The organism is Alteraquisediminimonas sediminicola, from assembly GCF_019740335.1.
GTDB lineage: Bacteria > Pseudomonadota > Alphaproteobacteria > Sphingomonadales > Sphingomonadaceae > Alteraquisediminimonas > Alteraquisediminimonas sediminicola.
This window is the reverse complement of the sequence record NZ_JAHXZS010000005.1, coordinates 156412-182828: the sequence shown is the minus strand read 5'-3', so window position 1 is coordinate 182828 and position 26417 is coordinate 156412. Positions and strand designations below refer to the sequence as shown.

The following is a 26417-nucleotide window of genomic DNA, read 5'->3' as shown; positions in this document are numbered from 1 at the left end:
AGTCGAGCATTGATACGGATCGTCAGCAATTTGCGCCTGAGCCTTTTTGCCCTTGCGGCATGTGTGGCGCTGCCTGCCTGTCAGCAGGCCAGCAACGAGCCGGCACCGTTGGAAGGTGCTGCCATCGGCGGACCGATCAACCTCACTGACACCAAGGGCCAGCCATTTACCGAGGCGATGCTGCAGGGCAAATATCGCATGGTCTATTTCGGCTATAGCTGGTGTCCGGACATTTGCCCGACCGATATGCAGCAGCTTGCGCTCGCGTTCCGCAAGTTCGAGGAAGAAAGCCCGGCATTGGCGGCCAAGGTCCAGCCATTGTTCATTACGGTTGATCCCAAGCGGGATACGCCGGAAAAATTGGCGCAATTCGTTGCGGCCTTTCATCCGCGCTTTATCGGCCTGACCGGTAGCGACGCGCAGATCGCGGAAGTGACTCGCGCCTTTGCGGTGCCGGTGATGAAGGGCGATGCGGATGACAAGGGCAATTATCTCGTCAACCATGGCCGCATGACCTTTTTGATGGACCCGAATGGCAAGCCGATTGTGCTGCTGACGCCCGATCAAAAGGCGGAGTCGGTGCTGGCCGATCTGGAAAAATGGGTGCGATGAGCAGGCCGTTCTGGGAGGAGAAGCCGCTCGAAAAAATGACGCGGAGCGAGTGGGAATCGCTGTGCGACGGATGCGGCAAATGCTGTCTGCATAAGTTGGAAGATGAAGATAGCGGCGAATTGCTGCCGACCAATGTGGCGTGCCGGATGCTGGATCGTCGCACGGGATTCTGTTCGGATTATCGCAATCGGCGAATTCATGTGCCGGAATGCGTGCGGTTGACCCCGCGTCTGGCACGTGAGATCGAATGGCTACCGGGGACCTGCGCCTATCGCTTGCTGGCGGCGGGCGAACCGTTGCCGGAATGGCATCCGTTGATCACCGGCGATCCGGATAGTACGCGCAAGGCGGGGCAATCCGTTTCGGGCTGGACCGTATCGGAAGATGAAGCGGGCGACCTTGAATATCATTTGATTGACCGTGACCTCTGATCCGGCGCTGCATCGCATTCGCATTGCCGAACGCGAGATGACATTGCGGCTGGTGCGCCGTCCGCGCGCCCGGCGCTGGACGTTGCGTTATGATGGACGACAGCATCTGTTGTGCCTGTCGGTGCCGCCGCGGGGATCGGTCAAGGCGGCGCTCGATTGGGCTGCTGGACAGGGTGATTGGCTGGATCGGATCTTGGCACGCCGGGTCGCGCATCAGCCGTTGGATCATGGAGCAACCATCCCATTTCAAGGTGTGCCGCATCGGATTGATTGGCTGGAGACCCGTCCGCGCCGGGTCGAAAAAGCGGATGGCGTGTTGCTGGTGGGCGGTGATCGCGCCGGGATCGAGCGGCGCGTCTTGCGCTGGCTGCGCGAACAGGCGCGGCATGAATTGAGCACGCAGAGCAGCGCGATGGCGGTGCAGGCCGGGCGGGTGATCCGTTCGGTCGGGGTGGGCGATCCGCGCACGCGCTGGGGGAGTTGCACCGCATCCGGGGCGATACGTTATAGCTGGCGGCTGATTTTGGCACCGCCCGACGTGTTGACGGCGACGGTCGCGCATGAGGTCGCGCATCTGGTGCATATGCACCATGGACCGGAATTTCATGCGCTGGTCGCGGCGCTGCTCGGGCGGGAACCGAAGGCGGAGCGGGCGTGGTTGCGCCAACATGGCGTGGCGCTGCATGCCATTGGCGCCGGGGCGGCGGTGACCGGCGCGTAAAGCGTTATTTTTTGTCGGTGTCGAACAGGCTGGCGAGTTGTTCGACCATTGTGCCGCCTAATTGTTCGGCGTCCATGATCGTCACGGCGCGTTGATAATAACGCGTTACATCATGGCCGATGCCGATGGCGCAGAGTTCGACCGGCGAGCGGTTTTCGATCCAGGCGATCACCTGCCGCAAATGGCGTTCGAGATAGGCCCCATTGTTGACGGACAGGGTTGAATCATCGACCGGCGCGCCATCGGAGATGACCATCAGGATTTTGCGTTCCTCGCGCCGGGTGATCATCCGGTTATGCGCCCAGAGCAGGGCTTCGCCGTCGATATTTTCTTTCAACAGTCCTTCACGCATCATCAGGCCGAGCGAATTGCGCGCGCGGCGATAGGGTTCGTCGGCTTGTTTATAGATGATGTGGCGCAGGTCGTTGAGGCGGCCCGGCGTGGCCGGGCGACCGGCGGCGAGCCATTTTTCGCGGCTTTGCCCGCCCTTCCATGCGCGGGTGGTGAAGCCGAGAATTTCGGTTTTCACGCCGCAGCGTTCGAGCGTGCGGGCCATGATGTCGGCGCTGATCGCGGCGATCGAGATTGGGCGACCGCGCATCGAGCCGCTATTGTCGATTAACAAGGTGACGACGGTGTCGCGGAAATTGGTTTCCTGTTCGATCTTGTAGCTGAGCGAATGGCCGGGGCTGGTGACGATGCGGGCGAGGCGCGCCGCGTCGATGATGCCTTCTTCCTGATCGAAATCCCAACTGCGCGATTGTTGCGCCATCAAGCGGCGTTGCAGCCGGTTGGCGAGCTTGGTCACCGCGCCTTGCAGATGGACGAGCTGTTGATCAAGATAGGCGCGCAGCCGGGTCAGTTCCTCGGCCTCGCATAATTCGGTGGCGGCGATTTCTTCGTCGAACGCGGTGGTGAAGGCCTTGTAATCGAAATCAGGCGCAAGATCGGACAAGGGCCGGTTGGGCCGGACCGGCATCATGCCCTCTTCGCCATCATCGCCCGTTTCGGCGTCCGTGTCTTCGGGCATGTCTTCGTCGCGCTGTTCGAATTCGCCCTCGTCGCCGTCGCTGTCGATCGGTTCGGCGCGCATCTCCATCTGGCTGTCAGAGGAACCGGCATCGTCTTCGCTGTCGCGGTCTTCTTCGCCCTCGGTTTCGTCGTCGCCGCCTTGCTGGTCCTGCTCTTCGGTCGGCTCCATCTCGTCGCTGGGGGCCTGGGTGAGGTCGAGATCCTGCAATAATTTGGTGGTGAGCTTGGCAAAAGCGGATTGATCGTCAAGCGCTGTGTCGAGCGCATCGAGATCCTTGCCAGCCTTGTCCTCGATCCATTGACGCACCAGCGCCAGACCCGGTTCGGCGATGGCGGGCGGGGCATCGCCTGTCAGCCGTTCGCGCACCAACAGGGAAAGGGCGGTGGCCAAGGGCACGTCTTCGGCCCGTTGGGCACGTACCAGCGGGTCCGAGCGCAGGCGCACGTCGAGCGCATGGCCGAGATTGGCGCGTACGCCTGCCATGTCGCGTGCGCCCAAGGCTTCGACCCGGGCGGTTTCGACCGCATCGAACACGGCGCGGGCGATGGGATCGCTGGGGGCGGCGCGCAGGTGCAGGCCAGTGTCGTGATGGCGCAATTGCAGCGCCATGGCATCGGCAAAGCCGCGGGCTTCGGCGACCTGATCGGCGGGGAGCGAGCGGGCGGGCAAGGGCACGCGCAGCACCTGCCCCACATGATGCGGTGCATCTGCCGTGAAGGCGACCTCGATTTCGGGTTCGTGCGCAATGGCCCTTGTCGCCCCGGTCAGGACGGACTTGAAGCGATCGAGCGGCGTAGTGTCTGCCATGATGCATTCGCCATAAAGGCGCTTTTGCAATTGTCCAAGCACTCAAGTGAGGTTTGTCGATCAAACTTAGGAGGACGGGCGTGGGAATCTTTGATCGGGGGCTGTTGGCGGGCGCGGAGAATGCTTAAGGGAATGTTTGTCAATTGATGCGACAAGGCCAAGAGATTGTCGGCATTTTTGACACAGGAGTAGATTAAAGGGTGGTAGCCGCGTGATCAGGTTGTTTAAACATTATATTCCCCATGCTGTGATGTTGCTGGGGTTGGTGGACCTGCTTGCGTTGTTTTTTGCCGCCGAAGGTGGCTGGATCATTCGATATGGGCATGTGCCGGAAGCGCTGGGGCCATTTCAGGATCGCTTGATTCCCAATCTTTCCTTTGCCGTCGCGCTCCAGTTCGCGATGATTGCGGTCGGCTGTTATGGCACGGATGCGCTCCAGTCCTTGCGCTTTGCGATTTCCCGATTGTTGGTGGCGATTTCGCTGGGAATCATTCTGCTGGCGTTGCTGTTGCTCGCCGTGCCGATGGTGGAATTATGGCGTTCGGTGTCGGTGATTGCCATGGCCCTTGCCTTTGGCATGTTGGTCTGCGTGCGGTTGATGCTGGGGCGGTTGCTGGGCGGCGAGGCGTTCAAGCGGCGCTTGCTGGTATTGGGCGCGGGACCGCGTGCCGCGCGGATCGAGGAAGTGGCCAATCGGACCGGCGCAGGATTTTCCGTCACCGGCTATGTGGCGATGAATGATGGGCCGCAGGAAATTGCCGGGGCGATCAACCGGCGCGATATCGAGAGTCTGGCCGATCATGTGGTGCGTCTGCGCGCGAGCGAGGTCGTGCTGGCGTTGGAAGAACGGCGCAATGCGTTGCCGCTGGCGGATTTGTTGCGGATCAAGACGACCGGCGTGCATGTCAATGAATTGTCGACTTTCATGGAGCGGGAAACGGGGCGGGTCGACCTCGACAGCATCAATCCGAGCTGGTTGATTTTCTCGGACGGATTTTCATCGGGGCGGCGTTTGTCCGGTATGGCCAAGCGCATGTTCGATATTGTCGCGAGCGGGATGTTGTTGGTGGCGACCGCGCCGTTGATCCTGTTGTGCGCGGCCCTGGTACGGCTGGAAAGTCCCGGCGGGTCGTTTTACCGACAGCAGCGGATCGGACTTTTCGGCGTGCCGTTCAATATGATCAAGCTGCGGTCGATGCGCCATGATGCAGAGGCCGGGGGCGAGGCGATCTGGGCGCAGGCGAATGACCCGCGCATCACACGGGTGGGCGCGTTGTTGCGGATGACGCGGATCGACGAATTGCCGCAGGCGTGGAGCGTGCTGAAAGGCGAGATGAGCTTTGTCGGCCCGCGTCCCGAACGGCCAAGCTTTGTTGCCGATCTTGAAAGCAAGATCGCTTATTATGCCGAGCGCCATATGGTGAAGCCGGGGATTACCGGTTGGGCGCAGATTAATTATCCTTATGGCGCGTCGATCGAGGATGCGCGGGCCAAGCTGGAATATGATCTTTATTATGCCAAGAATTATACGCCGTTTCTTGATGTGTTGATTTTACTGCAGACGGTGCGCGTGGTGCTGTGGCCGGAGGGTGTGCGATGATGACGGCGGTGTTTGTCAGCCTGTGGACCCATGCGCTGGCGTCCGTTGCCTTTGCCATGCTGGCGTTGTGGCAGGCAGGGCGGCCCACACAGGCATCGCGGGGATGGGTGTTGGCGCTGGCCTTTGCACTGACATCGGTCTGGGCGCTGACCATTTCGGTGTTCGGGCCATATTCATTGGCGGCGATCATGTTGGAATCGATGCGCAACATGGGCTGGCTCGGATTCATGCTGGTGCTGTTTCTGCATGGGCATCGCGGTCCGCAGCGGCGCTCGGTCATTGCGGTCTATGCTGCCTTGTGCATGGTGACGGTGGTGGCCGTGCCGGTGCTGGTGTCGTTCAATGCGCAACCCGGTGCAAGCCATGTGTCGGAAACATTGTTTTATTCAGGCACTGCGTTGCGGATGATCTTTGCGGTCGGTGCGCTGTTGTTGGTGCATAATCTGTATACCGCCACATCGCCCGATGGGCGCTGGGGGATCATGATGCCGATCGTCGCGCTGGCGGGGATGTGGATGTATGATCTCAATATCTACACCACGACCTATTTGACCCATCAATTATCGCCCATGCTGTTTGCGATGCGTGGCATGATCATGGTGATGCTGGTGCCGTTGTTCGTGTTGGCGGCACGGCGCAACCGCATGTGGAAGCTGCAATTGTCGCGTCGCCTGACGTTTCAATCCTTGTCGTTGGTGGCCATAGGTTTTTACCTGATTTGCATGGCGATTGCGACCCGCGCGATTGAGGCCGTCGGTGGCACCCGCGCCGAGATAGGCCAGATTACGGTCGTGTTCGGCATGTCGGTGGTGGCACTGGTGTTGTTGCCATCGGGTCGGGTACGGGCGTGGTTGAAGGTAAAAATCGCCAAGCATTTCTTTCGCCACCGTTATGATTATCGCGAGGAGTGGCTGCGATTTACCCGGACATTATCCAGCCCCTTTGATAGCGATGAGCCGATTGCCGAGCGCGTGATCCGGGCGATTGCCGATATTACAGAGTCGCCGGGCGGTGCATTGTTCATGCCGGACGATACGGGTCGGCTGAAACTCACGGCACGGCGTAATTGGAGTGGCCTTGCGGATGAGGATTTCGGCGATGCGGCAAAGATGAGCGCATGGCTGGAAGACACCGGGCGGGTGATTGAATTTGGCGCATTGCGTGATCCGCGCGAGGATGGCTATGCGGATGATGGTGTCGATGCTGTGCCGGGGCGTTTGGTGGAAGAGCAACTGGCATGGGCGGGCGTGCCGTTGATCCATGGCGACCGATTGTTCGGGCTGGTGGTGGTGCAGTCGCCCTTGGTCGATCGCGCGCTGGATTGGGAAGATTTCGATCTGCTCAAGATCGTGGGAAGGCAGGCGGCGAGCTATCTGGCCGAAGCTCAGGGACAGGAGGCTTTGTCGGATGCGCGGCGATTTGACGAGTTCAATCGCCGATTTGCGTTCATCATGCATGACATCAAGAATCTGGTGAGCCAGTTGAGCCTGTTGGCCCGCAATGCAGAGCGCCATGCGGATAATCCAGCATTCAGGGCGGATATGATCGCGACGATACGCGCCTCGGTCGACAAGATGAACGACATGTTGGCGCGGCTTTCGCAGCATCATCAATCGCGGGCGGATGAGCCGCGGGCTATGCCGATCAAGCATCTTGTGGCGCAGATATTGGCCCCTAAACAAAAGCTGGCCCCGGTCACATTCGGAGCGATGGACGATCTTGATGTGATCGTCGATCCGGCTCGGTTGGAACAGGCGTTGCTGCATCTGGTGCAAAATGGCTTGGATGCCAGTTCGACCGGTGGCGGGGTGGCGGTCAGTATCAAATGGATGGGCGGGATGGCCCGGATCGAGGTGCGGGACGAGGGGTGCGGCATGACGGCGGAATTTATCCGGACCCGATTGTTCAAGCCCTTTGCCTCTACCAAAGAAAATGGTTTCGGGATTGGTGCATTTGAAGCGCGTAGCTTGATACAGGCGATGGGCGGGCGGATTGAAGTGGAAAGCCAGCCGGGCAAGGGTAGTTGCTTTGCGATTTTATTGCCGCTGGTCCAAATGGCGGGCGGTGAGGGCGAGGCGGCGATGACGAGCGATATTACAAGCGGAAAGATGGTGGCCTGATGTCGGAAAACCGACCGAAATTGTTGATCGTCGAGGATGATGAGGGGCTGCAGCGTCAATTGCGCTGGGCCTATGAGGATTATGATGTCGTCATTGCCGGGACGCGCGCGGCGGCGATTGATGCGTTGCGGGCGGAAGAGCCGGCGGTGGTGACGCTGGACCTTGGCCTGCCGCCCGACCCGGATGGGACGAGCGAGGGCTTTGCCACGCTGGCCGAGATTTTGGCGCTGAAACCCGACACCAAGGTGATCGTTGCGAGCGGCCATGGCGCGCGTGAGAGCGCATTGCGGGCGATTGCGGGCGGGGCCTATGATTTTTACCAGAAGCCGGTCGATATTGACGAACTCGGCCTGATCGTGCGGCGCGCGTTTCATCTGCATGGGATTGAGGCCGAGAATGAGCGGCTGGCGCAGATGGGCAGCGGGGATGTGACGGTGTTGGGCGGGATGATCACGGCCGCGCCGGAAATGTTGAAGGTCGTGCGGACGATTGAGCGCATTGCGCCTGCGGATGTGTCGGTGATGCTGTTGGGGGCGTCTGGCACCGGCAAGGAATTGCTGGCCAAGGGGGTGCATGACAGTTCCAAGCGGCGCAAGGGGCCGTTTATGGCGATCAATTGTGCCGCGATTCCGGAAAATCTGTTGGAAGCGGAACTGTTCGGATACGAAAAGGGCGCGTTTACCGGGGCGATCAAGACCACCGAGGGCAAGGTGGAATTGGCCGAGGGCGGGACGTTGTTCCTGGATGAAGTCGGCGATATTCCGTTGCCGGTGCAGGTAAAATTGCTGCGGTTTTTGCAAGAGCGGGTGATTGATCGGATTGGCGGGCGCAAGTCGATTGCGGTCGACACGCGGATTGTGTGCGCGACCCATCGCAACCTTGATGAGATGATCGCGGCGGGGACGTTTCGCGAGGATCTTTATTATCGATTGGCCGAGATTGTGGTGAAAATCCCGAATCTGGCCGAGCGCCATGGGGATGTGACCTTGCTCGCGAAGCATTTCGTCAGTCGATTTGCGCGCGAGATGAATCCTCAGGTCAAGGGGTTGGCCCCGGATGCGTTGTCGATCCTCAATGATTGGGGCTGGCCGGGTAATGTGCGCGAGCTTGAAAACCGGATGAAGAGGGCCGTCATCATGGCGGATGGCAAATTGTTGACGGCTGCCGACCTTGATCTTGAGGGGCGCGAGGGGGCCGGGGAGTTGCTGAACCTCAAGGCGGCGCGCGAGGTCGCGGATCGACGCGCGATGCGGCAGGCGATTGCGCGGTGCGAGGGCAATGTCACGGCGGCGGCCAAGCTGCTTGGCATCAGCCGTCCGACTTTATACGATTTGTTGAAGCAATATGGGATGCAGGCGGACGGGTGATGCGCGCCGCCGGTTGATGCATTCGGTTTGGGGAGGTTCGGAAATGAAGTTATTTGGCAGCAGCTTTTCGCCTTTTGTCCGTAAGGTCATGGTCTATGCGGCGGAATGCGGGATCGCGCTGGATGTCGTGCCAGCGGGACCAGATAGCGTTGATCCCGAATTTTTGAAGGCCAGCCCGTTCAAGAAAATACCGGCACTGCTGGATGAGGATTTCAGCTTGCCGGATTCATCGGCAATCATTGCCTATCTCGATGCCAAATTTCCTGGCAGCGGCTTGATTCCGTCTTCGCCGCAAGACCGGGCAAGAACGATCTGGTATGAGGAATATGCGGATTCGATTTTAGCTGCGGGCGTGTATGCGATATTTTTCAATCGCATCGTCGCGCCGAAATTCATGAAAATTCCGGGGGATCAGGCGGTCGCGGACAATTTCGAGCGCGATAAATTGCCGGCCTTGATCGATTATCTTGAGGGCGTGGTGCCAGCATCGGGCTTTCTGGTGGGGGATTGTTTCAGCCTTGCGGACATTGCGGTGGCATCGCCCTTTGTCAATTTTCAATATGCCGGGGTGAATTTGGACCCGGCGCGTTGGCCCAAGGTGAATGCCTATTTGGCCAACATCCTTGCACGGCCCAGTTTTGTGCCGATTATAGAGAAAGAGCGCAGAGTGTTGGCGAAGATTGGCTGAGTATAAATAACCATATAGGTTATATTGTCTTGACATCGTCACGCTGATTTGGTACACAACAGGAACACTGAAGAATTGCGAGCAGGGCCTTGGCGATGGGGACACCCGGCGTCGAGGCTGACCGGCCCTTTTCATTGGGGGTGAGGGATGGCGGGCGATGTAGGCGGATCGGTGGCATCCGGTGGCGGCGCAGGGCCGCGCAAGGTCGGCGGTGTAAGGCGAGCGAGGGTTACCAAGAAAGCGGGGACGAATCTGCCGGTCAAGGCGGGGGCCAAGGCCAAGGGGCGCAAATTGCCGTCGCAAGCGATCCGGCGGGCGTGTTTTCTGGAAGTGTTGCGGCGGACGGCCAATGTCAGCCGGGCGGCACGTGAGGCGGGGCTGGCGACCAGCACCGTTTATGCCCAGCGCGGACGGAGCGCGGGCTTTGCCGCCGAATGGGATGCCGCAGTGACCGAGGCATTGGACGCGCTGGAGGAAGAACTGGTGCTGCGCGTGCGCCAAGGGGTCGAAAAGCCAGTTTTTTATGGTGGGCAGCAGGTCGGCAGCGTGCGGCATTATTCGGATGCGCTGGCGATGTTCATTTTGAAAGCACGCAGGCCCGATGTCTATGGCCGGGTGGTGGCCGAACGTGCTGCCGCCGAGCAGGGCGAGGGCGATGAGCCGAGCCAGGATGAGGCGCGGGCCGAGGTGTTGCGGCGGCTGGCGCGGCTGGGGGCATCGGGGGATGTGGACGGGGCGGACGGTGATTGATCCATGAGGATGTGCGATGACGATGCAGGCGAATATGTCGGTCGCGGCGCAGGTGGCGCGGGCGGGGGGGGCGGGCCTTGCGGCTTTGACGCACGCGACCGGCGATTGGCGTGCCTTGTTGCGGGATTGGTCGTTCTGGGCGGATAAAAGGCAATTGCCGCCCGATGGCGATTGGCGAACGTGGGTGATCATGGCGGGCCGGGGCTTTGGCAAGACACGGGCGGGGGCGGAGTGGGTGCGGTCCGTTGCCGAAAATGCGCGTGCCGGTGAGACGGTGCGGATTGCGTTGGTTGGCGCGACGATGGAAGAGGCGCGGGCGGTGATGGTCGAGGGGCCGAGCGGCCTGTTGGCGATTGCGCCAACGGCGACACGGCCCGTTTGGGAGCCATCGCGCGGGCGGTTGCGCTGGAAAAGCGGCGCGGAGGCGTGGCTCTATTCAGGGGAAAGTCCGGAGAAATTGCGCGGGCCGGAGCATAGCCATGGCTGGTGCGATGAATTGGCGAAATGGTCGCAGGCGCAAGCTGTGTGGGACAATCTCGCGATGACGATGCGGGCGGGGCGTGATCCGCGTGTGCTGGTGACCACCACGCCGCGCGCTGTGCCGATATTGCGGCGAATTTTGGCGGCGGCGGATACGGTCGTCACCAAGGGCAGGACGCGCGATAATCTGATGCTACCCGATGCGTTTCGCCACGCCATGATGGCGCATTATGGCGGGACAAGACTTGGCCGACAAGAACTGGAGGGCGAATTGATCGAGGATGTCGCGGGGTCTTTATGGCCGCGCGCGTTGATCGAGGCGAGCCGGGTGGGCGCGGATCAATTGCCGCTGTTGCGGCGGTTGGTTATCGCGGTCGATCCCCCGGCAGGCGCGGGCAATGGCGATGCGTGCGGGATTGTGGTGGCCGGGTTGGGGCGTGACGGCGTAGCGTATGTGATTGAGGATGCGAGCGTCGAGGGGCGCGGGCCGGAGGGCTGGGCAAGGGCGGTGGCCGCCACGGCGATGCGGCATCAGGCCGACCGGGTGGTGGCCGAGGCCAATAATGGCGGGGCGATGGTCGAGAGCGTGTTGCGGGCCGCCGCCTTTGATCTGCCGTTGCGGCTGGTGCATGCGAGCAAGGGGAAATCGGCGCGGGCGGAGCCGGTGGCGGCGTTGTTTGAAGCCGGGCGGGCGAAGCTGGTCGGCGGGTTTGCGGCGTTGGAGGATGAATTGTCCGGGCTGATTTTGGGCGGTGGATATGAAGGACCGAGGCGATCGCCGGACCGCGCCGATGCGATGGTTTGGGCGCTGACCGAGCTGATGTTGGGCCGGGGGCGCGGTGAGGTGCGGGTGCGGGGGTTGTGAGGCTTTGGCCTCGCGTTGCAGTGATGCGGGCAATCTAAAAGGACATTCGATCATGAAATGGTTCGGCAGGAAATCGGCCGGGCGCGATGTGTCGCGTCCGGCGTTGGCGCGTGGGGTGGGGTTTGCTTGGGGGGGGGAGGAAGCCGGCTATTGGCCGCGTTCTTATGAGGCGCGGGTGCGGTCTGCCGTGATGGATAATCCCGTGGCGTTGCGCGCCGTGCGGATGGTCGCGGAAGGGGCGCAGAGCGCGGCGATTTATGGCGAAGGGCCGGACGGCGCGGCGATGGCCGGGTTGATCGGCGGGGCCACTGGCGATGGCTTGATCGAGGCCGTGGCGGCGCAATTGTTGCTGCATGGCAATGCGTTTGTGCGCGTGGCCTTGGGGGGCGCGGGGGAGATGCCGGTGGCGCTCTATCCGTTGCGGCCAGAGCGGGTGACGGTGATTGCCGATGCGGCGGGCTGGCCGATGGCGTATGAATATCGCGTCGGCCAGACGATTGAGCGGATTGCGGCGGTGGATGAATTTGGGCGCGTGGGCGTGATCCATATTCGCCAGTTTCACCCCATGGACGATCATTATGGATTGGGGTGTTTGGAGGCGGCGGCCGGATCGGTCGCGATTCATAATGCCGCGCAAAAGTGGAACAAGGCGTTGCTGGATAATGCGGCGCGGCCATCAGGCGCGCTGGTGTTTGATCCGGGCGAGCCGGGGGCGGCGTTATCACCCGATCAGTTCGAGCGATTGAAGGCCGAGATCGAGGCCGGGTTTCAAGGCGCGGCCAATGCCGGGCGGCCTATGTTGCTGGAAGGCGGATTGAAGTGGCAGGCGATGAGCATGTCTCCTGCGGATATGGATTTTGCGGGCCTGAAAGCCGGGGCGGCGCGGGATATTGCGCTCGCGTTCGGGGTGCCTTCGATGTTGATGGGCCTGCCCGGCGATGCGACCTATGCCAATTATCGCGAGGCCAATCGGGCGTTGTGGCGGCTGACGATCTTGCCGTTGTTGAGCAAGATCACCGGGACGATCGAGCGCGGGTTGAAGGGATATTGGCCCGAGGGGCGGTTGTTGGTCGATACCGATATGATCCCGGCGTTGAGCGAGGATCGCGAGCGATTATGGGCGCAGGTGACGGCGGCGGATTTCCTGACGGATAGAGAGAAGCGCGAGATGCTGGGCTTTGCGGCGCAGGTGGCAGAAGGGGGGCGCGGATGACCGAGGCGGCGTTGCTGGCGCAATTGGTGGCGCAGGGCGAAGGGCGGGGCGCGGATTTGATTACGCTGCGCGCGATGATTGAGGAGGCGAGCGATCTGGGCGCGGCGCGGGCGTTGCACCGGCTGGGCCTGTCGGATGACCATGCGGCGCGGGATATGAATGAGCTGCGGGAGTTATTGCGGGCGTGGCGCGATGCCAAGGCATCGGCGCGACATGCCGTGATTGGCTGGCTGGTGCGAATGATGTTGGCGTTGATGGTGTTGGCGCTGGCGTGGCGTTTGGGGCTTTCCGACAGGTTGGCGGCGTGATGCGCTTTGCGGGCTATGCGGCGGTGTTTGACCGGGTGGACCGGGGCGGGGATGTGATCCGGCCCGGCGCATCTGCGCGGACTTTAGCCAGAGCGGGAAGCGGCGTGCCGTTATTGTGGCAGCATGATGCGGGGCGCGTGATCGGGCGGGTGGAGCAGTTGCGCGAGGATCGGCGCGGATTGCGCGTTATTGGTCGGATCGAGGGCAAGGGACCCGTCGCGCAACAGGCGATGGCGATGCTGCGGGCCGGGCGCGTGGATGGATTGTCCTTTGGCTATCGCGTGGTGAAGGGGCGGGCCGGGCGCGTGCGCGAATTGCAGGAGCTGGAACTGATCGAGGTATCGGTGGTGGCGACGCCGATGCAGCCATTAGCGCGGGTGCATATGGTGGAGGGTTAGGCTGCCAATCGGGGTGGCGTGACGAGGGTGTGGATGGGCCTGTCTCTGGCAACAGAGGCGGGCCTTTTTTGTGGGTTTTTAACTTGGAGCGACAAGATGGGGAGCGACAAAATGGGTGATGTGGACTTGGGCTATGAAGTGAAGGCCGATGCGTTGGAGGCGAGCTTTGAGGCGGTCGAGCAGGCGGGCGATGCGCGGATTGAGGCGTTGACCAATGAGATTGGCGCGTTGAAGCGACTGGTGGAGCGCCAGACGTTGCAGGCCGGGCGACCCGCGCTTGAGGGCGGGGTGAAGAGTGCGGATGGCGAGGCGGCGCGCAAGCAGTTTGTCGATGGCTATTTGCGCCGGGGCCTGTTGGGCGTGGAGATGAAGAGCCTGATCGGCTCCAATAACGCCGATGGCGGCTATGCTGTGCCGCGCACGATCGATAGCGTGATCGATGCGACGATGAAGTCGATTTCGCCGATCAGGGCGATTGCCAATGTCGTGCAGGTCGGATCCGCTGGTTATCGCAAATTGGTGACGACCGGGGGGGCACCATCCGGTTGGGTGGCCGAGGATGCGGCGCGGCCTATGACGGATACCCCGGACTTTAACGAAATCGCGCCGCCGATGGGCGAGCTTTATGCCAATCCGGCGGCGAGCCAGACGATGCTGGATGATGTGCAGTTCGATGTTGAGGCGTGGCTGGCCGATGAGATTGCGCGTGAATTTGCGCGGGCCGAAGGGGCGGCGTTTATTGCTGGCAGTGGTGTTAATCGGCCCAAGGGCTTTTTGAATGGGCCAGTGGCGGCGACCGGCGATGCGATCCGGCCTTTTGGTACGTTGCAATATCTGGCGACGGGGGCGGCGGGTGGCTTTGGCGCGACCGGGGCGGATAAGCTTATTGACCTCGTGCAGACATTGCGCGCGCCGTATCGCCAGGGCGCGGTGTTTGTGATGAACAGCGCGACGGCGACCGTGATCCGCAAGTTCAAAACCGCCGATGGCGCGTTTTTGTGGCAGCCGGGCCTGAGCGATGGTCGGGCGGATACGTTGTTGGGCTATCCTGTCATCGAGGCCGAGGACATGCCGGATATGGCGGCGGACAGCCTGTCGATTGCCTTTGGTAATTTCAAGGCGGGCTATCTGATCGCCGAGCGGCGCGAGACGACGATTTTGCGCGATCCCTATAGCAATAAGCCGTTTGTCCATTTTTACGCGACCAAGCGCGTGGGCGGCGCGGTGATGAACAGCGAGGCGATCAAGCTGTTGAAGTTTGGCACGGTGTAAAAATCGAGTGATTTCTAGCCGGATGCTTGCATTCGGCGGCTCGGAAATAACGGCAATTAAAAACGTTCGTTTTGAGGGTCGGGGGCGTGTGCCTCCGGCCCGTTTTGTTGGTGGCGTAACGGGAGTTAAGGGCATGAAGAAATGGATTTTCAAGCGGCTGCGTGAGCCGAGCAGCTGGGCCGGATTGGGGGCGCTGGCCTTGGCGGCGGGCGCGAATGTCGAGCAGGTGCAGGCCGTGGGCCAGATCGGGGCGGGCATTTTTGCATTGCTGGCGATTGGCATCGGTGAGCGCGGGGGGGCGGCATGACTCTGGTGGCGCCGTTGATCGTCGAACAGGCGGCGATCAACGAGGCGCGGGCGTGGCTGCGGCTGGATGATGTGGCCGAGGATGGGCTGATCGAGGGATTGGTTCATGCGGCGATATTGTTGGGCGAGGCGTATATCGGCCAGTTGATGGTCGTGCGCGAGGTGACGGAGCGGGTGCCCGCTGCATCGTCTTGGCAGCGGTTGCGGCATCGGCCTGTACGGGCAATTCAAGGGGTGTCTGCAGTGTCCGATGCGTTTGAGGTCAGCCTGTTGGGTAGCGGCGATTATGCGGTGGATATTGATCCGGCGGGGGATGGCTGGGTCCGGCAGGCGGGCGATGTCGGGGCGCGTTGGCTGGAGGTGCGCTATCGGGCGGGGCTCGGCTTGGGCTGGGGTGATGTCCCCGCGTCGCTGCGCCAAGGGGTGATCCGGCTGGCGGCCCATGGCTATACCCATCGCGATGACGGCAATGATGAAGGACCGCCCGCTGCGGTGACCGCCATGTGGCGGCCCTGGCGGCGGATGATGTTGTGAAGACCGGCGGCGAGCTGGCCGGGCGGATGCGGCATCGCGTGGCATTTGAGCGGCGCGACCCGGCGCGGGATGCGTTGGGCGGGGCGGTGGGCGAATGGGTGACGGTGGCGTGTTGTTGGGCCGCGATTGAGGCCGAGCGGCCCGCCGCGCCGGTATCGGGCGTGCGGGTGACATCTTGGCCGCGATATTTGGTCACGATCCGGACGCGCGGGGACATTGATCTTGATTGTCGGGTCGTCTGGGCGGGGACGAGCTATCGCCTGATCTCCATTTTGACGGACCCGGTGTGGCCGGATCGGATGATGCTGGTGATGGAATTGGCGGCATGAGGGCGCGGGCGGTGGCGCGGGCCGAGGCCTTGGCGGCGGTGCGCGTGGCGGCAGTGATCGCGCAATTGGTGGAGACGGCGGCGGCGCGTTTGCCCGGCGATGTGCGGGCCGAGGCGGGCGCGGCGGGGGAATTGGTGCTGATTGGCCGGGGGCTATTGCGGCGCATGGCCTTTGATGCGCGGCTGCGGGATTTCGGGAGGGTTGACGGATGAGTGCCGAGGCGATGGCGGTGCAGCAGGCGGTGGTGGCCGCACTGGTGGCGGACCCGGTGTTGATGGCGGCGGTATCGGGCGTGTTTGACGGGTTGCCGGTACGGGCGGTGTTGCCTTGGGCCGGGGTCGATTGCGGGCCGGTGACGGATTGGAGCCACAAGACCGGGCAGGGGCGCGAGGTGCGGGTGACGATCAGCCTGTGGAGCGATGGCGCGGCGGCGAGCGCGTTGCATGGCCTGATGGCGCAGGCGGAAAAGGCGATGTTGGGCGTGGATTTGGCCGCAGGGGCGATGCGGGTGGTGAGCCTTGTGTTTTTGCGGTCGCGGATCGTGCGGGATGCCGATGGGCCGTGGCTGGGCATGATCGAATATCGCGCGCGGATTTTGGCAGAATAAGGGGGATTGAGATGGCGGCGGAGAAGGGAAGTGCCTTTCTGTTGAAGATCGGCAATGGCGCGCAGGTGCCGGTATTTACGACGGTGGCGGGGCTGAAGACGACGCAATTGACGATCAATGGCGATCCGGTGGTGATTACCAACAAGGATTCGGGCGGGTGGCGCGAATTATTGTCGGGCGCGGGGGTCAGGTCCGTGTCGGTCGCGGCGAGCGGGATATTTACCGGATCGGCGGCGGAGACGCGGTTGAAGGCCAATGCGTTGAGTGGCGAGGTCGATGAGTATCGGTTGAGCTTTGAAGGCGGCGAGCAGTTGCAGGGGCGGTTTTTGTTGACCCGGCTCGAATATGCCGGGGATTTCAATGGCGAGCGCAATTACACTTTGGCACTGGAATCCTCTGGTCCGGTGACGAATTCATGAGTGCGGCGAACCCGGCGCGGGGCGAGGCGTTGCTGCGGGCGGGCGGAATGGAATTGGTGCTACGGCCCAGTTTTCAGGCGTTGGTCGCGGCGGAGGAGGAATTGGGGCCGTTGTTTGAACTGGTCGAGCGCGCGGCATCTGGCCGGTTGGGGATAAGCGAGCTTGTCACCTTGTTCTGGCATTGTGTGACGGATCGACCTGAAGGGTTGCAGCGCGAGCGATTGGGCGAATTGGTGATGGCGCAGGGGCTGGCGGGCGTGACCCCGGTGTTGCGGGTGTTGCTGGGCCAGATTCTACAGGGGCGATGATGTTCGCGGCGCAGGCGCGGCGGCTGTGCGGGCTGGCGGCGGTGCTGTGCGGCTGGCGGCCCGAGGAGTTCTGGCGGGCGACGCCGCAGGAATTGGGCGATGTGATCGCGGCTTTTGCGGGCGAGATGAGGCTGGATGCGGCCATGCCGGTCGATGCCGGGGCGTTGCGTGCGCTGATGGAAAGGTTTCCGGATGGATGAGGTGATTGACCGATTATTGGTGCAGGTGCGGGCCGATACCGGCGCATTTGGCAAGGATGTGGATGTGTTGCGCGGCCAGATGGGCGGGCCGTTGGTCGATGGTGCCGAAAAGGCGGGGCGGATGATCGAGGGCGCGTTGTTGCGCGCGGTTCGGACCGGGAAATTCGGCTTTGAGGATATGAAGCGGGTCGCGCTGTCGGTGTTGGCGGAGATTGCTGCCAGCGCGATTTCGAGCGGAATTGGTGGGATTGGCGGCGGTGCGGGTGGCGGACTGGTCGGCGCGGGGGTCAAGTTGCTCGGCGGCCTATTGGGTGCGCCGGGGCGGGCGACCGGCGGGCCGGTATCGGCCGGGCGGGCCTATCGTGTCGGTGAAAATGGGCCGGAATGGTTCACGCCCGGCGCGGAGGGGCGGATTGCGGCGGCGGGTGGGGGTGGTGGCGGTGGCGGGCGCGAGGTGCGGGTCGCGATCAGCATCAATGCGCCCGCAGGCAGCGCGCCCGATATGCTGGCGCGATCATCCAAGCAGGTGGCGCGTGCGGTGCGCGGGGCGATGGAGCGGGCGGGCTAAGCTGGCGGCCTGAATTGTCGGATGCGTGTTGATCGTTGAGTAATAAAGGGGAAGCGGCATGGGATATTGGCTGGCAAGAGCTGGTGATGCCTTGGCGCAGGGCTGGTTGAAGCGGTTTGATCCGCGTTTCTGGACGGTGAATTTTCCACGACCGATGATGGCCTCGGTCACGACCAACGGTTTTGATGCGTTGCGGGTCGATGTGGTGTTTTACAAGGCGAATGATCTGGCCGGACTGATTTGGGATGCGGTCGATCATTATGACCATCCGTTGTTGGCTTATGCCACCAACCGCGATTTTCGCGGATGCAAGCTCCAGTTTCGGTGGCGGTCGGGCGGGATTATTCCGCTCAATCAATTGAATGGTCCGGTGTTGACGATTGAGGGGCGCGACCAGAATGGCACGCCGCGTAGCTGGTATGTGCGGCTGTGGAATTACGCTAAGGGGTCTGCGACCGATGCGGTGGTGTCGCTGGATTTCGATGCGATGGCGGGCGGGTTTTTATTGCCGCGCGAGGCCGTGCCGGTATGGGCCGGGGATATTGACCGGATGTTTATTTCGCTGGTGCCGCCGGGATATGATGCGGGCGGCGCGAGCCTGCCGGGGGCGGTGGAAGGCTGGGCCGAGATGAGCGGCATTCGGTGCGATGGGCCGGGGTCGATGCTGGCGCTGGGCGATATGATCGCGCCGGAGCATGGACTGCGGATCGCGACTGGATATGACGATAGCTATAATCTGACGCCGGAGCGGATGCTGCGGAACATACGGCAGCTTGGGTATCGCGGAACGATCAATCATTATGTCGGGATGAGCCATTATTTTCGGCTCGAACCCGCATCGGGCGGACATTATGTGAGCCTGTCGGGCGGGGTGTTGAATGCGCCGTGCAGCGCATGGCATCACGATTTTGCGGCGCGGGCGCGGACACAGGGATATGAGGTGATCTGGTCCCTTTCCTATGAATTGTTCGATGCCCATTGCTGGAACGATTGGAAGCAGCGCGACCTGAATGGTGTTGCGGCGCAGACCGGATGGGTGCCACCGTCCACGTTATTATCGCCCGCGCATCAAGGGGCGATGGGATATTTGCAGGCGGTGGCCCGCGCCTTTTGCGCGATTGCGGGCGGGGCGGGTCTGCGGGTGCAGTTTCAGGTCGGCGAGCCCTGGTGGTGGACGACCAATGATGGCCGGGTGCATCTGTATGATGAGGCGGCCAAGGCGGTATTTGGCGGTAATCCGGTGGCGATTGCGGATGTGCGCGGCGCGATGACGGCGGCGCAGACGGCGTTGCTGGACAAAGCCGGGGCGGTGCTGGCGGCATCGACGGCGGCGCTGACGGCGGCGGTGCGGCTGGATCATCCCGATGCGGTGTTGTTGATCCTCGTTTATTTGCCGACGGTGTTGGATGAGGCGGCGCCGGCATTGAAGCGGGCGAATGTGCCTTTGGGATGGGCGCGCCCCGCGTTCGATGTGTTGCAATTTGAGGATTATGATTGGGTCACGGCCAATAATGCCGGGTTGACCGCGCGCGGCACGGCGGTGGCGGGCAAGCGGCTGGGCTATCCGGTGTCGGCGCAGCATTATTTTGCGGGTTTTGTCCTGTTGCCTGCCGACAAGGCGCAATGGGCGCAGATTGATGCAGCCGCCGAGGCGGGCCGGGCGCGCGGGGTGGCCGAGACCTTTATTTGGGCGCTGCCGCAGGTGATGCGCGATGGCTATTTCCATTTTGATGAGGAGGACGGGCGCATGCAGGCATTTGACGATGTGGCGTTCCCATTGGCTTTGGGTCGTGAGGCGACCATTGCGCCGCAATTTTCGACGGCGATTGTGACGACGGCATCGGGCGCGGAGCAGCGCAATGCCGAATGGGCGGATGCGCGGTTGCAGATCGATGCCGGGCCGGGGTTGCGGTCCGAAGCGGATATCGAGACGCTGATCACGTTTATTCGGGCGCGTCATGGCGCGGCGCGGGGGTTTCGTTTTCGCGACCCGTTCGATTTCAGCAGCAATCATATGACGGATGCGCCCGGTGTGCTCGATCAGCAGATCGGGATTGGCGATGGCAAGACGACCGCGTTCGACCTAGTCAAGAATTACGGCATCGCGCCCGATTATCAGCATCGCCGGATTACCCGACCTTTGACCGGATCGGTGCGGATTGCACTGGCCGGGGTCGAGATTTTGGACGGCTGGACCTTAAGGCCAAAGGGGGTGGTGAGCTTTGATATTGCCCCGGCAGCAGGCGTGCCGATTACGGCAGGATTTTTGTTTGAGGTGCCGGTGCGCTTTGCCGAGGATCGCTTGGAGGTGAGCCGGGCGACTTTTCGCGCGGGCGAGGCGGCGAGCGTGCCGATGGTCGAAGTTCGGGAGGGTTGAGCCATGCCGGACTGGCTGCAACCGGAGGTGATGACGGTCGCTTTGTGCTGGCGATTGCAGCGGCGCGATGGCGTGGCGATCGGGCTGACCTCGCATGACCGCGATCTGTGGCGGGATGGCCTGACCTATCGGGCGACGCCGGGGATCGTGCCGAGCGCGATCCATCAGAAAAGCGGGATGGGCGTCGATACGATGGAGGTGACGGGTGCGCTATCCAGCGATGCGGTGCGTGAGGATGATTTGATCGCGGGGCGTTGGGACGGGGCGCAATTATTGCTGTTTGCGATTGATTGGAGTGACCCTGAGGGCGAGGCGCTGGTGATGGCGCGGGGCGAATTGGGCGAGGTGGCGATCAAGCATGGCAGCTTTACGGCGGAGTTGCGAGGGCCGACATCGATATTGGAGCGGCCTGTGGTGGAGCTGACCTCGCCCGAATGTCGCGCGGCGCTGGGCGACCGGCGGTGCGGGGTGGACCCGGCGGGCTTGACGGTGTTGGCGCAGGTATCGGCTGTGGCGGCAGCCGATGCGTTCACGGTGACGGCGGTGCCGTCCAAGCCATTGGCCTATGGCCGGGTGCGGTGGATGAGTGGCGCGAATGCCGGGCTTGAAAGCGCGGTGCTGGCGGCGAATGGGGGGCAGATTACCCTGCGGGAGCCGCCGCCTTTTGCGGTGGTGGCGGGGGCGCGGCTGGAATTGATGGCGGGGTGCGACAAGCGTCTCGTCACCTGTCGATTTACCTATGGCAATGTCGCCAATTTTCGGGGTGAGCCGCATTTGCCGGGGAATGACCTGCTGACGCGTTATCCGGGGGCCTGAGCCATGCAAGATATGGGGGAGGACGTGCCGCTGGTGCAGGCGGCGCGGGCGTATGTTGGCGTGCCGTTTCGGCCACAAGGGCGCGATCCGGCGCTGGGGCTGGATTGCATCGGTCTGGTGCTGGTGGCGCTGCGTGGTGTCGGGGTGTCGGGGGTGGTGCCAGCGGATTATCGGCTGCGCGGCGATCAAGAAGCGCGATTATTGCGGGAAATGGCGGCCTTTGGCCTGCGGCGGATCGAGGCGGTGACGCCGGGCGCGGTGTTGGTGATCGCGACGGGGGTGATGCAGTCGCATCTCGCGATTTGGACGGGCGAGGGGCTTATCCATGCCGATGCGCATGCGCGGCGCGTGGTCGAGCGACCCGGGCCGTCGCCCTGGCCGATACGGTCGATCTGGGCCGCACATTATCAGGGGAATTGAGATGGCGACATTGGTGCTGACGGTCGTCGGGACGTTGGTGGGCGGGCCGATTGGCGGTGCGATTGGCGGTGCGATCGGCCAGTCGATTGATCGGGCGGTGTTTGCGCCGAAGGGGCGGCAAGGGCCGAGGCTGGGCGAGCTTTCGGTACAGACCTCGGCTTATGGCACGCCCTTGCCCCGCATATTCGGGCGATTGCGGGTGGCGGGGACGGTGATCTGGGCGACGGATTTGCTGGAAACGCGGCAGCGATCTGGCGGGGGCAAGGGCAAGCCCAAGGTGACGACCTATAGCTATGCCAGCAGTTTTGCGGTGGCACTGTCAGCACGGCCAATTCGGGCGGTGCGTCGCATCTGGGCGGATGGCAAATTGTTGCGCGGTGCGGCGGGGGATTGGAAGTCCGATCTGTCGGCCTTTCGGCTGTGGCGCGGGGATGAGGGGCAACGCGTCGATCCGTTGATTGCGGCCTATAAAGGGGCGGATGCGCCGGCCTTTCGCGGGCTGGCGGTGGCAGTATTCGAGAATTTGCAATTGGCCGATTTTGGCAATCGCATTCCGTCTTTGACATTTGAAGTTGAAGCGGATGCGGGCGATGTGTCGTTGCTGACCATCGCACAGTCATTGAGCGGCGGGGCGGTGGCGGGCGTGTCGGGCGGCGTGGTGAGCGGTTTTGCCGCGAGTGGCGATAGCGTGCGCGGTGCGTTGGAAGGGCTGGTGGCAGCATTTGGGCCGACCTTGGCGGATGATGGGGCGCGGCTGCGTCTGATGGCGGAGGATGAGGCGGTCTGGACCATTCCCACCGATGATATCGGGGCGCGCGCTTTGGAAGCGCGCAGCGACCCGATGCGGGTCGCGACGGAGCAGGCGGGGGCGGGGACACTGCCCGATGGGGTGGGGATCGCCTTTTACGATCCGGGCCGGGATTTTCAGGCGGGTTTGCAACAGGCGTCGCGTCATGGGTTGGCGCTGCGCAGCGAGCGGGTGGAATTGCCCGCGGCACTGCCTGCGGCCCAAGCGAAAAGAGTTGCGGAGACGATGTTGGCGCGGCTGTGGCGCGACCGGATGACCGCACGGGTGAAGCTGCCGTGGCGCTGGGCTTTTTTGCGACCGGGTCAGCGCGTGGTTTTGCCGGATTTTGCGGGGGAATGGCGGATCGTCGAGCGTTCGGTGGAGCGCGGGGTGGTTGAGTTGACATTGGTGGCGCTGGGGCGGCCTCTACCGATAGACGATGCGGCGGCGGATAGTGGCGAGGCCATTGCCAATCCGGATGTTGTGCATGGCGAAACGGTGTTGGTGCCGATCGACATGCCGATGTTCGATGAGGCCGCGCCGGATGTGCCGCGATATTGGGTGGCGACGGCCGGGATGTCGCCGGGGTGGCGACAGGCGGTATTGGCGGCGAGTGTGGATAATAAGGTGAGTTGGACCGATCTCGGGCTGACCGCGCCGCCTGCGTTGATCGGATCTGTGGAGCAGGTGCTGGCACCGGGATCGGCGTTGTTGATGGACCGGATTCACACGATCAATGTCGCGATGCTGCATGAAGATATGTGGCTGGAAGCGGCAGATGACGATGCGTTGCTGGCGGGTCGCAATTTGGCGCTGGTGGGGGATGAATTGATTCAATTCGGCGCGGTGCAGCCGCTGGGCAATGGGCGATTTCGGCTGTCGCGGCTGTGGCGCGGGCGGTTGGGAACGGAATGGGCGATGGCGATGCATGGGGCTGGCGAGCGGTTTGTCCTGATCGAGCGCGATAGCTTGTTAGCAGTGGAACCGGGGCGGGCGGCGTTGAATACGTCGGTAGCCTTGTTGGCGAGCGGTATTGGCGATGTGACCGGCCCGGCGACGGCGGATATGTTGTTTCGAGGGCGCAATGTCCTGCCTCATGCGCCGGTGCGGCTGGAGGCTGAAGAGCGGGCGGACGGCGATCTTGCGGTGCAGTGGATCAGGCGCGACCGGACAGGTTTTGTCTGGACGGACGGGGTTGATGTGCCGATGAGCGAGGCCGTTGAGGCTTGGCAGATTCAGGTGATGCGCGGCGAACTGGTCCTGCGCAATGTGACGACCGATGTGCAGGGTTGGATCTATGATGCGGCGTTGCGTCAGGCGGATGGCACGATGCAGGGCGCTACGTTTGAAATTATAGTCCGGCAGGTGGGTGTTTTTGGTCCCGGCCAGCCGGGGCGGGTGATCATCCCCGCCTGATATCATCAAATTGTCGCCGGTTTTGATGGGGGCGGGTCGAGGCAAGGCCGGTTGCCGCGCAATGAGTGGAGTAAGTAATGTACACAGATCGCTATAGTCTGCCGTTATTATATGCTGGTCAGGCACAAAAGGAGATGACGTTCAATGAGGCGCTGACAAGGCTGGATTTTTTGACTAGCCCAGCGGTGGAGGCGATGGCATTGGATGCGCCGCCGGATAATCCGGTGACGGGGCAATGCTGGATTGTCGGTGCAGCGCCGAATGGGAGTTGGATCGGCCATGCGGGCGCATTGGCTGGATGGACCGAAGGGGGGTGGCGTTTCATGGCACCCCGGGCAGGCATGTTTGTCTGGGTCTTGAATGAAGGCTGGTGGGCGCGATTTGATGGGGATATATGGTTGGGCGGCGATATTGCAGCCCGATCAATTACGATTGAGGGCGTTCAGGTAGTCGCGGCACGCCAACCAAGCATTAATAATCCAATTGGCGGCGGGACTGTCGATATTGAAGCACGCGAAAAGCTGATCCAAATATTGGAGGCATTGCGGGTGCATGGTCTTATCGCATCTTAACTGACAATTTCATTACGGATATATTAACAATATCTAGTCAGGCGCATTGCATATGCTCTGCTTATTTCCTTGATTGTGGGACATTATTGCAACAGTTCGCAACGTTGCTCACTTGCCAGAATATAAAGCATACCTTAAATGATCTCGTATTCCGAAAGGAATAGCGATGAAAGGAAATAATATGCGGAAGCTCGCTTATACGCTCGCGCTCGTCTCGACGGCGCTCGCGACGCCGGCGCTGGCGCGCGACAATACCTGGTATGTCGGCATTGAAGGTGGCGGCATGATCGTCGAGGATATCGACTATGATGTGATCGCTACGCCAAACGCTGTTACTGTCGATAGCAAGACCGGCTACGATGTTGACGGCAAGATTGGGTATGATTTTGGTCCGTTTCGTGCGGAAGGCGAAGTCGCCTACAAGCGTGCCAAGGTATCTGGCCTACGTGACAATGTTCGTGCGTTGGACTTCGACGGCAAGGGCAGTCATTCGGCGCTCAGCTTCATGCTGAACGGCTTGCTTGATTTCGGCAATGATGATGGCTGGCAGGCTTCAATCGGTGGCGGTGCGGGTATTGCCCGCGTACGTGCCTCGCACGTTCGTGCCACGTCGGTGAGTGCTGATCTTGTGAGCGATTCGGATTCGAAGTTCGCTTGGCAGGCGCTGGCTGAAGTGCGCCGTGCACTGAGCGCAAATGTTGATGTCGGTGTGAAGTATCGCTTCTTCAACGTCGATAATGCCAAGATGAACCTCGCAGATGGTTCGGGCACGACCAAGAACGATTTCCGTTCGCATTCGTTGCTCGCAAGCTTGATCTACAATTTCGGTGAACCGGCTGCACCGCCGCCGCCGCCACCGCCGCCGCCGGTTGAAGTGGCACCGCCGCCACCCCCGCCGCCACCGGTTGTTGAATGCCAGGCCGGGCCGTACATTGTGTTCTTCGATTTCGACAAGAGCAATGTCACCCCGGAAGCGGCGTCGATCCTCGACAATGCTGTGGCGAATTATGCGAATTGCGGCACCGCCGCCGTCCAGCTTGCCGGCCATGCCGACAAATCGGGACGTCCGCAGTATAATCAGGCGCTGTCCGAACGTCGTGCTGCGGAAGTCCGCGGTTACCTCGTGTCGCACGGCATCGCCGATGGCGTGATCGCTAGCCAGGGCTATGGTGAAACCCAGCCGCTGGTTGAGACTGCGGATGGTGTGAAGGAACCGCAGAACCGTCGCGTGGAAATCAAATACGGTCAGTAATTCTGCGGGGGCTTTGCCCCGGCTGATGCACTGCAAGAGAGGGCGGGCCTTAATGGTCCGCCCTTTTTTATTGTCCTGATTTCGGGGCGCGTGCGGATCGTTTTCATATGCGTATTCAATGGAGGCGAATATGTCGGCTAAAAATTATGCGCTTGTGGCCGCTCTTCAGCAGGCCCTGCAGCAGTGGGGCTATGATCCCGGACCGATAGATGGCGTGAATGGGGTAAGGACGCATCAAGCGATCCGTGCATTTCAGCGGGATCAGCGTCTGTCAGTCGATGGGGTTGCGGGTCCGATGACGCTGCGCCGCCTCCGGTTGCATAGGGGCGGGACCAATATATTTGGCTGGTTGGAGGAAGCGCGCGCGCAAAAAGGCGTATCTGAGTTGATCGGGGTTGGGAGCAATCCGGTTTTGATCGAATGGGCCAAGCGTCTTGGCCTCGCTTATCAGGATGATCGCCAGCCTTGGTGCGGATTGTTCGTGGCGCATTGCATTGCGCAAGCCTTGCCCGTCGAGGCGCTGCCCATGCGCCCGTTGGCAGCGCGTAGCTGGCTGCAATTTGGTCAGCCGTGCGATGTGCAGATGGGGGCGGTGCTAATATTTTGGCGGGGTACGCCAAGCGGTTGGGCTGGACATGTCGGTTTTTGTGTGGGAGCCGACAGGGCGGCTTATCATATCCTTGTTGGGAATCAGGGGGATGCCGTCAGCACGGCTCGCATTGCGCGTAACCGGTTATTGGGCGCGCGATGGCCAAAGTCCGTGGCCCTGCCGGTGCATCCCGATCCGCTATTAGGCAATGCCGCACCGGTGTTGTCGCAAAATGAGGCGTGATTGCGCGTA

30 protein-coding genes are annotated in these 26417 nt (G+C 62.0%); 29 read left to right on the top strand and 1 reads right to left on the bottom strand.

Annotated elements, in window-relative coordinates; genetic code table 11:
• The first annotated feature begins 9 nt into the window (after positions 1-9).
• Genes K6117_RS11275 through K6117_RS11265 form a run of 3 tightly spaced genes read left to right on the top strand, consistent with a single transcriptional unit; the run spans position 10 to position 1764 of the window.
• Positions 10-612, top strand: coding sequence for an SCO family protein (locus K6117_RS11275; protein WP_246605044.1), 603 nt, complete (start codon positions 10-12; stop codon positions 610-612).
• Positions 600-1043, top strand: a complete 444-nt coding sequence (locus K6117_RS11270; protein WP_221795036.1) for a YcgN family cysteine cluster protein — start codon at positions 600-602, stop codon at positions 1041-1043. Before K6117_RS11275 ends, K6117_RS11270 begins: the two co-directional genes overlap by 13 nt.
• Positions 1033-1764, top strand: a complete 732-nt coding sequence (locus K6117_RS11265; RefSeq protein ID WP_343211778.1) for a M48 family metallopeptidase — start codon at positions 1033-1035, stop codon at positions 1762-1764. Before K6117_RS11270 ends, K6117_RS11265 begins: the two co-directional genes overlap by 11 nt.
• Positions 1765-1768: 4 nt before the next feature.
• Here K6117_RS11265 and cobT read toward each other — a convergent pair whose 3' ends face one another.
• On the bottom strand, positions 1769-3604 hold the full coding sequence (cobT, locus tag K6117_RS11260; protein ID WP_221795032.1) for a cobaltochelatase subunit CobT: 1836 nt from the start codon (positions 3602-3604) through the stop codon (positions 1769-1771).
• A 211-nt stretch (positions 3605-3815) separates the two neighbouring features.
• Here cobT and K6117_RS11255 point away from each other — a divergent pair, with 211 nt between their 5' ends.
• From K6117_RS11255 to K6117_RS11130, 26 genes are all read left to right on the top strand, one after another.
• A complete protein-coding gene (locus tag K6117_RS11255; protein ID WP_221795030.1) occupies positions 3816-5204 on the top strand; it encodes a TIGR03013 family XrtA/PEP-CTERM system glycosyltransferase in 1389 nt (462 codons plus the stop codon).
• On the top strand, positions 5201-7324 hold the full coding sequence (prsK, locus tag K6117_RS11250) for an XrtA/PEP-CTERM system histidine kinase PrsK (RefSeq protein WP_221795028.1): 2124 nt from the start codon (positions 5201-5203) through the stop codon (positions 7322-7324). The genes K6117_RS11255 and prsK overlap by 4 nt, the downstream gene beginning before the upstream one ends.
• Positions 7324-8691: a PEP-CTERM-box response regulator transcription factor gene (gene prsR / locus K6117_RS11245; RefSeq protein ID WP_221795026.1), complete on the top strand. Its 1368-nt coding sequence runs from the start codon at positions 7324-7326 to the stop codon at positions 8689-8691. Before prsK ends, prsR begins: the two co-directional genes overlap by 1 nt.
• Before the next feature lie 43 nt (positions 8692-8734).
• The gene (locus K6117_RS11240; RefSeq protein ID WP_221795024.1) at positions 8735-9379 is read left to right on the top strand and encodes a glutathione S-transferase family protein; all 645 of its coding nucleotides are present in this window, start codon (positions 8735-8737) and stop codon (positions 9377-9379) included.
• Between the two features lie 147 nt (positions 9380-9526).
• Complete coding sequence (locus K6117_RS11235) at positions 9527-10129, top strand: hypothetical protein (RefSeq protein ID WP_221795022.1); 603 nt, start codon at positions 9527-9529, stop codon at positions 10127-10129.
• 16 nt (positions 10130-10145) lie between these two features.
• A complete protein-coding gene (locus K6117_RS11230) occupies positions 10146-11474 on the top strand; it encodes a DNA-packaging protein (RefSeq protein WP_246605043.1) in 1329 nt (442 codons plus the stop codon).
• Between the two features lie 52 nt (positions 11475-11526).
• Positions 11527-12687 (top strand): phage portal protein, encoded by a 1161-nt coding sequence (locus tag K6117_RS11225; protein ID WP_221795020.1) that lies wholly within the window; start codon positions 11527-11529, stop codon positions 12685-12687.
• Positions 12684-12995 carry a DUF6127 family protein gene (locus K6117_RS11220; RefSeq protein ID WP_221795018.1) on the top strand — a complete coding sequence of 104 codons (312 nt, stop codon included), beginning with the start codon at positions 12684-12686 and terminating at the stop codon, positions 12993-12995. Before K6117_RS11225 ends, K6117_RS11220 begins: the two co-directional genes overlap by 4 nt.
• Positions 12995-13393, top strand: coding sequence for an HK97 family phage prohead protease (locus tag K6117_RS11215; protein ID WP_221795127.1), 399 nt, complete (start codon positions 12995-12997; stop codon positions 13391-13393). Before K6117_RS11220 ends, K6117_RS11215 begins: the two co-directional genes overlap by 1 nt.
• A 111-nt stretch (positions 13394-13504) precedes the next feature.
• Positions 13505-14665: a phage major capsid protein gene (locus K6117_RS11210; protein WP_221795017.1), complete on the top strand. Its 1161-nt coding sequence runs from the start codon at positions 13505-13507 to the stop codon at positions 14663-14665.
• 133 nt (positions 14666-14798) lie between these two features.
• Positions 14799-14972 (top strand): hypothetical protein, encoded by a 174-nt coding sequence (locus tag K6117_RS11205; protein ID WP_221795015.1) that lies wholly within the window; start codon positions 14799-14801, stop codon positions 14970-14972.
• A complete protein-coding gene (locus K6117_RS11200; RefSeq protein ID WP_221795013.1) occupies positions 14969-15505 on the top strand; it encodes a head-tail connector protein in 537 nt (178 codons plus the stop codon). The genes K6117_RS11205 and K6117_RS11200 overlap by 4 nt, the downstream gene beginning before the upstream one ends.
• Entirely contained in the window at positions 15475-15834 is a 360-nt protein-coding gene (locus K6117_RS11195) for a head-tail adaptor protein (RefSeq protein ID WP_221795011.1), read from the top strand. Before K6117_RS11200 ends, K6117_RS11195 begins: the two co-directional genes overlap by 31 nt.
• On the top strand, positions 15831-16046 hold the full coding sequence (locus K6117_RS11190; protein ID WP_221795009.1) for a hypothetical protein: 216 nt from the start codon (positions 15831-15833) through the stop codon (positions 16044-16046). The genes K6117_RS11195 and K6117_RS11190 overlap by 4 nt, the downstream gene beginning before the upstream one ends.
• On the top strand, positions 16043-16441 hold the full coding sequence (locus tag K6117_RS11185) for a DUF3168 domain-containing protein (protein ID WP_221795006.1): 399 nt from the start codon (positions 16043-16045) through the stop codon (positions 16439-16441). The genes K6117_RS11190 and K6117_RS11185 overlap by 4 nt, the downstream gene beginning before the upstream one ends.
• Before the next feature lie 11 nt (positions 16442-16452).
• Complete coding sequence (locus K6117_RS11180; RefSeq protein WP_221795004.1) at positions 16453-16860, top strand: phage tail tube protein; 408 nt, start codon at positions 16453-16455, stop codon at positions 16858-16860.
• On the top strand, positions 16857-17168 hold the full coding sequence (locus K6117_RS11175) for a gene transfer agent family protein (protein ID WP_221795003.1): 312 nt from the start codon (positions 16857-16859) through the stop codon (positions 17166-17168). Before K6117_RS11180 ends, K6117_RS11175 begins: the two co-directional genes overlap by 4 nt.
• Positions 17165-17368 carry a phage tail assembly chaperone gene (locus K6117_RS11170; protein WP_221795000.1) on the top strand — a complete coding sequence of 68 codons (204 nt, stop codon included), beginning with the start codon at positions 17165-17167 and terminating at the stop codon, positions 17366-17368. The genes K6117_RS11175 and K6117_RS11170 overlap by 4 nt, the downstream gene beginning before the upstream one ends.
• Positions 17361-17936 (top strand): tail tape measure protein, encoded by a 576-nt coding sequence (locus K6117_RS11165; RefSeq protein WP_221794999.1) that lies wholly within the window; start codon positions 17361-17363, stop codon positions 17934-17936. The genes K6117_RS11170 and K6117_RS11165 overlap by 8 nt, the downstream gene beginning before the upstream one ends.
• Before the next feature lie 58 nt (positions 17937-17994).
• Positions 17995-20313: a DUF2460 domain-containing protein gene (locus K6117_RS11160; RefSeq protein ID WP_221794997.1), complete on the top strand. Its 2319-nt coding sequence runs from the start codon at positions 17995-17997 to the stop codon at positions 20311-20313.
• A gap of 3 nt (positions 20314-20316) precedes the next feature.
• Positions 20317-21129, top strand: coding sequence for a DUF2163 domain-containing protein (locus K6117_RS11155; protein ID WP_221794995.1), 813 nt, complete (start codon positions 20317-20319; stop codon positions 21127-21129).
• Between the two features lie 3 nt (positions 21130-21132).
• The gene (locus K6117_RS11150) at positions 21133-21549 is read left to right on the top strand and encodes a C40 family peptidase (protein WP_246605042.1); all 417 of its coding nucleotides are present in this window, start codon (positions 21133-21135) and stop codon (positions 21547-21549) included.
• Between the two features lies 1 nt (position 21550).
• Entirely contained in the window at positions 21551-23752 is a 2202-nt protein-coding gene (locus K6117_RS11145; protein ID WP_221794994.1) for a phage tail protein, read from the top strand.
• A gap of 77 nt (positions 23753-23829) precedes the next feature.
• On the top strand, positions 23830-24324 hold the full coding sequence (locus K6117_RS11140; RefSeq protein WP_221794991.1) for a DUF2793 domain-containing protein: 495 nt from the start codon (positions 23830-23832) through the stop codon (positions 24322-24324).
• A 181-nt stretch (positions 24325-24505) separates the two neighbouring features.
• Positions 24506-25576, top strand: a complete 1071-nt coding sequence (locus K6117_RS11135; RefSeq protein ID WP_221794989.1) for an OmpA family protein — start codon at positions 24506-24508, stop codon at positions 25574-25576.
• A 130-nt stretch (positions 25577-25706) separates the two neighbouring features.
• On the top strand, positions 25707-26408 hold the full coding sequence (locus K6117_RS11130; RefSeq protein WP_221794987.1) for an NlpC/P60 family protein: 702 nt from the start codon (positions 25707-25709) through the stop codon (positions 26406-26408).
• Positions 26409-26417 lie beyond the last annotated feature (9 nt).

Bases quoted from the DNA above. Each gene is read 5' to 3' on its own strand.
- K6117_RS11270 (WP_221795036.1), top strand. From the start codon at position 600: ATGGGTGCGATGAGCAGGCCGTTCTGGGAGGAGAAGCCGCTCGAAAAA.
- cobT (WP_221795032.1), bottom strand. From the start codon at position 3,604: ATGGCAGACACTACGCCGCTCGATCGCTTCAAGTCCGTCCTGACCGGG.
- prsK (WP_221795028.1), top strand. From the start codon at position 5,201: ATGATGACGGCGGTGTTTGTCAGCCTGTGGACCCATGCGCTGGCGTCC.
- prsR (WP_221795026.1), top strand. From the start codon at position 7,324: ATGTCGGAAAACCGACCGAAATTGTTGATCGTCGAGGATGATGAGGGG.
- K6117_RS11240 (WP_221795024.1), top strand. From the start codon at position 8,735: ATGAAGTTATTTGGCAGCAGCTTTTCGCCTTTTGTCCGTAAGGTCATG.
- K6117_RS11235 (WP_221795022.1), top strand. From the start codon at position 9,527: ATGGCGGGCGATGTAGGCGGATCGGTGGCATCCGGTGGCGGCGCAGGG.
- K6117_RS11230 (WP_246605043.1), top strand. From the start codon at position 10,146: ATGACGATGCAGGCGAATATGTCGGTCGCGGCGCAGGTGGCGCGGGCG.
- K6117_RS11225 (WP_221795020.1), top strand. From the start codon at position 11,527: ATGAAATGGTTCGGCAGGAAATCGGCCGGGCGCGATGTGTCGCGTCCG.
- K6117_RS11220 (WP_221795018.1), top strand. From the start codon at position 12,684: ATGACCGAGGCGGCGTTGCTGGCGCAATTGGTGGCGCAGGGCGAAGGG.
- K6117_RS11215 (WP_221795127.1), top strand. From the start codon at position 12,995: ATGCGCTTTGCGGGCTATGCGGCGGTGTTTGACCGGGTGGACCGGGGC.
- K6117_RS11210 (WP_221795017.1), top strand. From the start codon at position 13,505: ATGGGTGATGTGGACTTGGGCTATGAAGTGAAGGCCGATGCGTTGGAG.
- K6117_RS11205 (WP_221795015.1), top strand. From the start codon at position 14,799: ATGAAGAAATGGATTTTCAAGCGGCTGCGTGAGCCGAGCAGCTGGGCC.
- K6117_RS11200 (WP_221795013.1), top strand. From the start codon at position 14,969: ATGACTCTGGTGGCGCCGTTGATCGTCGAACAGGCGGCGATCAACGAG.
- K6117_RS11190 (WP_221795009.1), top strand. From the start codon at position 15,831: ATGAGGGCGCGGGCGGTGGCGCGGGCCGAGGCCTTGGCGGCGGTGCGC.
- K6117_RS11185 (WP_221795006.1), top strand. From the start codon at position 16,043: ATGAGTGCCGAGGCGATGGCGGTGCAGCAGGCGGTGGTGGCCGCACTG.
- K6117_RS11180 (WP_221795004.1), top strand. From the start codon at position 16,453: ATGGCGGCGGAGAAGGGAAGTGCCTTTCTGTTGAAGATCGGCAATGGC.
- K6117_RS11175 (WP_221795003.1), top strand. From the start codon at position 16,857: ATGAGTGCGGCGAACCCGGCGCGGGGCGAGGCGTTGCTGCGGGCGGGC.
- K6117_RS11170 (WP_221795000.1), top strand. From the start codon at position 17,165: ATGATGTTCGCGGCGCAGGCGCGGCGGCTGTGCGGGCTGGCGGCGGTG.
- K6117_RS11165 (WP_221794999.1), top strand. From the start codon at position 17,361: ATGGATGAGGTGATTGACCGATTATTGGTGCAGGTGCGGGCCGATACC.
- K6117_RS11160 (WP_221794997.1), top strand. From the start codon at position 17,995: ATGGGATATTGGCTGGCAAGAGCTGGTGATGCCTTGGCGCAGGGCTGG.
- K6117_RS11155 (WP_221794995.1), top strand. From the start codon at position 20,317: ATGCCGGACTGGCTGCAACCGGAGGTGATGACGGTCGCTTTGTGCTGG.
- K6117_RS11150 (WP_246605042.1), top strand. From the start codon at position 21,133: ATGCAAGATATGGGGGAGGACGTGCCGCTGGTGCAGGCGGCGCGGGCG.
- K6117_RS11145 (WP_221794994.1), top strand. From the start codon at position 21,551: ATGGCGACATTGGTGCTGACGGTCGTCGGGACGTTGGTGGGCGGGCCG.
- K6117_RS11140 (WP_221794991.1), top strand. From the start codon at position 23,830: ATGTACACAGATCGCTATAGTCTGCCGTTATTATATGCTGGTCAGGCA.
- K6117_RS11135 (WP_221794989.1), top strand. From the start codon at position 24,506: ATGCGGAAGCTCGCTTATACGCTCGCGCTCGTCTCGACGGCGCTCGCG.
- K6117_RS11130 (WP_221794987.1), top strand. From the start codon at position 25,707: ATGTCGGCTAAAAATTATGCGCTTGTGGCCGCTCTTCAGCAGGCCCTG.